Origin of the sequence: Methanospirillum hungatei, assembly GCF_020216685.1 — an archaeon.
Lineage (GTDB): Archaea > Halobacteriota > Methanomicrobia > Methanomicrobiales > Methanospirillaceae > Methanospirillum > Methanospirillum hungatei_B.
Window position 1 is genome coordinate 1 of sequence record NZ_JAIWNS010000242.1, and the last position, 6,089, is coordinate 6,089.

Sequence of the window (6,089 nt, forward strand, 5' to 3'; positions counted from 1 at the left end):
TTGCTAATCCTGTCAATGTATTCAGCAGAAACGTTAATTGGTCCGATGTATGCATCGAGCATGTCATTAATGCCCTTAATCATCTTTCCGTTCTCGCCAGGATACTTTGCATGATCCGCTCTGACATCTAGTTTCCCCTGAATGGCTGCCTCAATGAGCATCTTAATGTCGGCATTTCTCATGTGGACAACATCAATGAGAGCATTGAGATTGTTTTTGATCTCATTGAAGTCCCCATGGTACTCTTCAGTAATCTTTGGCGGAATATCTCCCTTGCTAATCCTGTCAATGTATTCAGCAGAAACGTTAATTGGTCCGATGTATGCATCGAGCATGCTATTAATCGATTCTATCATCTTTCCATGATAACCGGTATATTTGGAAGAATCTGCCCTGACGTCTAGTTTTCCTTCAAGACCAGCATTTGTGAGTAGTTTAATATCAGCGGCCCTCATAAGAATGACATCAATCAGGTTATTGAGGTTGTTTTTGATTTCGTTAAAGTCCCCACGATATTCGTCAGTGATCTTTGGTGGAGTATCCCCCTTACTAATTCTGTCTATATATTCAGCAGATACGTTCAGCGGCCCCAGATATGCATCCAGCATCTTATTGATACCTTCAATCATCCTCCCGCTTTCTCCCGGGTATTTTGAAGGATCTGCTCTGAAATCCAGTTTTCCATCCAGGGCTGCCTGAATAAGCATGTTAATGTCTGCATTTCTCATGTGGACAACATCAATAAGGGCATTGAGATTATTCTTAATCTCATTGAAATCTCCCCGGTATGCATCAGTAATTTTCGGAGGTACATCCCCCTTACTAATTCTGTCTATATATTCAGCAGAAACATTGATGGGACTTATATATGCATCCAGGATTTTATTCACACCTGCCAGCATATTTCCGTGATATCCGGGGTATTTTGTAGGATCTGCCCTGGCATCCAGAATACCTTCTTCAGCTGATCTGATAAGAGTGTTGATATCTTCTCCTCGCATTTTGGAGACATGAACTATCTGATTTAAATTCTGAATTAATCTTTTGAAATCTCCTTTGAACTGGTTTTCATCATTGATATCAGGGATTTTTCCCTCGGCAAAATCAGAAATTCCAAGAGAGACCAGCCGTATCGGCACATTGATCGCCTCAATACCCTGATCCAGGTGCTCGACAATATCAGCAAAACCCCCCCGGTATTTTGTCGTATCAATTCTGAGTGTCAGGTCACCTTGTTCAAATGCATTGGAGAACCTGGTAATATCTTTTTCCAGCATAAACAGGCTGGAGCGAATGCTGTCAATCGTATCGGTAATATCTGCAAATTTTCCAGGAAGCTTTGATACTTCTACCTGAAAATCACCTTTCTGAATTGATCCGAGTGAATCCCGTATGAGTGAAAAAAAATTCTGATATTGATCCAAAATTTCATTAAAGAGAGAGCCTATTCCCTGCTCTTCATCAGACATCCTGCCTGTATCTATCCTGGTATCAGATAAACCGGATTTATGAAATTCGATAACTTTTTTTATTTCAGACTGAAGTTGATCATATCCGGTTGTATCCAGGTTTTCATCTGTACCCTGCCTTCCCATTGTATTCACCCGATCAAATGTGTGAGTATTGCAAAATTTACGTTATCATTATATTTATATTGCAATGGTAATCACATGAATGTCTTACCATGGTAATGAATAGTAATTCGGAACGATAATTCTAAACACAATTCTATCTGGCAGGTAAATAGGCGGGATAAAGATCGAGTATTTCAAAATAATTAATAAAAAAATAGTTTAAACAGTAGATTCCTCGCCAGGCTGCATCACCGGGTTCTCTTCCGGTGGGTTGCTGACGAGATAATCCTTCTGTTCATCGTAATTAAGGGTCCAGTTCACTTCTGGCATGTCAAGAAGCATTGCCTCAGTCTCTTCGGTGAGGTTACCACTGATCTTTGTTCCGGTGAACGGTCCCCATGTTCCGTCAGAGTAGGAGAAGATACCTTCAAGTGCTGTTGAGTTCAGGAACGTAATCTCCATTACACCTGCTGAATACGGGGGCTGGTATGTTGGCTCTTCCCACCAGATCCCATCCATGGCCGGTAATGTCTCATTTGAATAGCTGAAATTGCCCTGGATGTATCCCTGGTTTTCACCATTCATATATGAACCACGGATGATATCATCGCCGGTCAGTTTCAGATTCATCTCACCAAGAAGATCTGTATCCCATACTCCGGTGACATCCTCAATTTGTGTTCCATTTGCCCAGAATCCCCAGCTTCCAAAGTTCCATGAAGAGTATGAATTGTAATAGCTGCCTCCCCATCCTCCTCCCCATGGATAATACCCTCCATATGAGGTGCTCGACTGCTGGCTGTAACTCTGAGAGTATCCACACTGTGTTCCAAACCATGGATCCCATGCACATCCTGACGATGACTGATATTGAGAAGAATAGCTGGATGAATACCATGCTGATCCAGTCGCTACCAGAGAGAGAACCATGATAGAAACACTAACCATGAAAACGGTACTCCGCTTCATGTATTGAAATCAGTACTTCTTGTAAAAAAGTATTCTGGAAAGCTGATCAATCAGGCAGCATTGGCATATGCTCGTTCTGATTCAGCAATATTGCCCATAGCTTTGAATACGTCTCCTAAGTTTTTCCAGGCCGATTTATATTTAGGATCTAAAATAACAGCTTTCTCAAGGGATTCTATAGCTTCAGGATATTTCCCTGCTAAAAATAAAGAATATCCCTTATTATTTAGGATAAACGCATTTCCAGGGTCAATGGAAAGGCCTTTGTCGTACATTCTCACAGCTTCCTCAAATTGTCCTGCGCGAGTAAGAATATTGCCCGCTTTGTTCCACGCATCGGTGAGAGAGGGATTTATGTCTAATGCCTGACGGTATAGCTCCAGGGCACGTTCTGGTTTCCCGGTTTTATCATAGGCAAAGGCCAGGTTGACCAATGAATGTGTATCCTTATCATCAAGTGATAGTGCTTTTTCAAAAAAGGGAATTGATTCAGCATATTTTTGCATATCTACAAGGAGAATATCCCCTGCCGTAGACCAGAGTTCCGGCTTCTCCTTATATATCGGCAGGATGGTATTCAGGGTCTGCATCGCTTCATCATAGCGTTTGAGTTCTTTCAGACAGAGGGCTTTATCCCGCCATGCCTGATAGTTTGTCGGGGAAAGTGCAATTGCCTGCTCATATGCAGTAATAGCTCCCGAATAATCGCCACTGCCCATCAGGATTTTCCCTCTTGTTACAAAATCTTCAGCAGTTTTTGGTTCAGGAAGAGGGCCAAGTTCTGACAGGACAGCCGGAGATAAAGACTCACCGGTATACTTCAAGGGAAGTTCATCAATATTTCCGGAAAAGACCGTAAAGGGAAGATCGCATATACCATCAGTATTTTTATCCTGGCAGGTCTGGGAATATCCTTTTCCATCCGGAAGTGACCAGACATTACCGCCTTTATTGGGACCTCCGATAATGTTTGTTGCCGTTGTCATTGGATCATTCCATTTATAATTGGGTCTTCCTCCCTCCTGAATCCGAACATTCTGGAAATTTTCCAGATAGTTGTTTACAATCCGGTTAATCTGATCTGAACCCACCGCATTGGTAATTAAAATTCCTTCTGCAAAATTTGCAATAATCCGGTTTTCAGAGATACTATTATGTCCGGAAGGCTGAAGCATGATGCCAGTTGCATCATTTCCGACGATTTCATTATATGATATGATATTATTGTCTGAATAGTATGCATTTATTCCACGGACATTTCGTACCAGACGGTTTCCAGATATGGTGTTTTCAGAAGATTCAGAAAGCAGAATGCCAGATGGATTATTCATCTGACAGGTATTGTTTGTGATTACATTTTTATGGCCGGATAAAAGGGTTATACCTCCATTTTTATTTCCGGTACAGACATTATTATCCACTTTGATAAGATTCACGCCATGATCTAATTTAATGCCATCATAATAATTATCAGCTACCAGATTTTTGTTCACCATGGAAAGGGATGAACCATCCAGTACAATACCATACAGATTCTTAATAATCTGGTTTTCTTCAATAGAAAGATCACGAGAGCTGGCATCTGCATGAATTCCGGCATATCCGTTCCCCATCGTGACGGATTTTTGTATCCGGATATTGCGGGCATTTGAAAGATCAATCCCTCTGTTATTATAGAGGAGACCACATGAGTCAATAAGCAGGTTCTGAACTCCCTTTGCTGAAATCCCTGCATATGTTCCGGTGATGTTCAGATTTCTGATTGAAATATTTGATACCGGTTTATTTTCAGGAGACCACATGAGTATCCCTGTTTGTAAGACCGGAGCTTCTGTTCCAAACCTGATTGAGATACCTGATATTGAATGACCATTTCCATCTATATTGATATCTGATCCCGTAATTGTAAGAATTGTTTCGGAAAAGTCAACAATGTTATCGCCTAAAATATAAGATCCGGGTTTTGAAAGAACGGCAGGTTCAGTGATAATAAATTCACTTGAAGGAATTGGTTCCGGTTGCACCTGTATTTCAGGAATTATTGGTGTCTGATTACCTTGAGATTCTTCGATTGTCTTCCCTGCATTTTGCAAATATGCATTAAATGAGAGAGCATCGGCAAGACCATGACCGTAAATAGCATCCCATCCTGGAGATCCCAAATCGGTAGCACTATTCAGGAGTGCATCCCTGAGTTCCGTATTTGGTACCGAGGGATACAGACTTTTCACGAGGGCCAGTAACCCGGCAATATGTGGTGCTGCAGCACTTGTTCCGGTAAATGTTGTGGGAAATCCCCCGGCTCCTGTCACACTGACTCCGTCTACACCAGTAATCTCGGGTTTCTCTCTGATATCAGGTACAGGATGGGCAATTGTAACAGTGCCTTGAGAAGAAAAATCCTGAATTTTTTGATTATCTGCTGAAACTGTAGCAACTGAAATTATATTGGGGAGAGCAGCCCAACCAATGATAGAGTCATCAGGAGTCAGATATTCCTTTCCAACAACCACCCGCGTTGGATCAGTATCCAGAAGAAGTTCCAGATGTGATCCCTGCCCCTTCCCCTCCTTGGCTCTGATGCGAACCTCGGCTTTCTGAACCGTGTCTCCAACATTCTGGTAATCAATTTTTTCATATGGTCTTTCTTCTCCGGTTTGCACCCTATTTGCAATAGCAATATCTGAATCACTCTGCAGATCATGAATAAAGAGATCAAAGTCATTTGAAGCTGCCGAAAAGGGATCATCCCATTGTAAATGTAATTTAACCCTTCCACCAGGCTGAATTTCAAGAGGTATTCCGGTTGAACCATTAAATAAATGATACCCTTCGCCATTATCTGTAAATATTCCCTGGTAATGGTTGTTTGCAGTATTCCCTGCGGAACTGACAATCAGGACATCTGGATTTTCTTCAAGTATCCTGGATATTGCGGTAGCAATAGTACCGTCTTCAAAATAGGGAACCTCATAATTGAACACATCTTCTACAATGATTGTTGCACCTGCATTGATGAGACTTTGAAAAGCTTCAACAAATTTCTCTTCTCTTCCACCGCCGAAATCGTGATAGATAAGAGTGGCTCCTGGCGCAATATCATGGACAATCTCCATCATAGCAGTTCCCTCAGATTTTTTCCCATCTTTTAAGATGATAACATTATCAGGCAAATCTCCTGACTTTTGAGCATCTGCTAATCCTTTTACTCCATCCGAGACAACGCCGATAATAACCCCGGTTCCATCAGCACCAGTCAGATTTCTTAGTTGATCCGTTTTTAATATCGTATCCCCGGCGGTATGAACCGATCCTGCAGCTGTTACCTGGTTACATATAAGAGAAAAGACTAAAATTAAAAAAAGACAGACAAAAATTTTTTTGTTATATAATTTTTCTTTCTCAATTTTTTTCATAGGACACCTGTACCAAAGAATATTCTTATAAGCTGTACTATTTGAGAGTTTACCTGCAAGTTTGAAAAGGAAAAGATTTCAATGCCAGGTTATTGATCCCCAGTCTGAAATAAGGGGATAATATTCTAAA

Annotated in this window: 2 protein-coding genes and 1 pseudogene; all 3 read right to left on the bottom strand. The window is 41.2% G+C overall.

Annotation, left to right across the window (positions count from 1 at the left end):
* Positions 1-1,595: pseudogene (locus tag LDL35_RS13975) on the bottom strand (methyl-accepting chemotaxis protein); the annotation flags it as partial.
* A gap of 198 nt (positions 1,596-1,793) precedes the next feature.
* Entirely contained in the window at positions 1,794-2,522 is a 729-nt protein-coding gene (locus tag LDL35_RS13980; protein ID WP_304023542.1) for a hypothetical protein, read from the bottom strand.
* Between the two features lie 71 nt (positions 2,523-2,593).
* Positions 2,594-5,959, bottom strand: coding sequence for a NosD domain-containing protein (locus LDL35_RS13985; RefSeq protein ID WP_304023544.1), 3,366 nt, complete (start codon positions 5,957-5,959; stop codon positions 2,594-2,596).
* Between the last annotated feature and the right edge of the window lie 130 nt (positions 5,960-6,089).

Coding starts and splice junctions, on each gene's coding strand:
- LDL35_RS13980 (WP_304023542.1), bottom strand. CDS start 2,522: ATGGTTAGTGTTTCTATCATGGTTCTCTCTCTGGTAGCGACTGGATCA.
- LDL35_RS13985 (WP_304023544.1), bottom strand. CDS start 5,959: ATGAAAAAAATTGAGAAAGAAAAATTATATAACAAAAAAATTTTTGTC.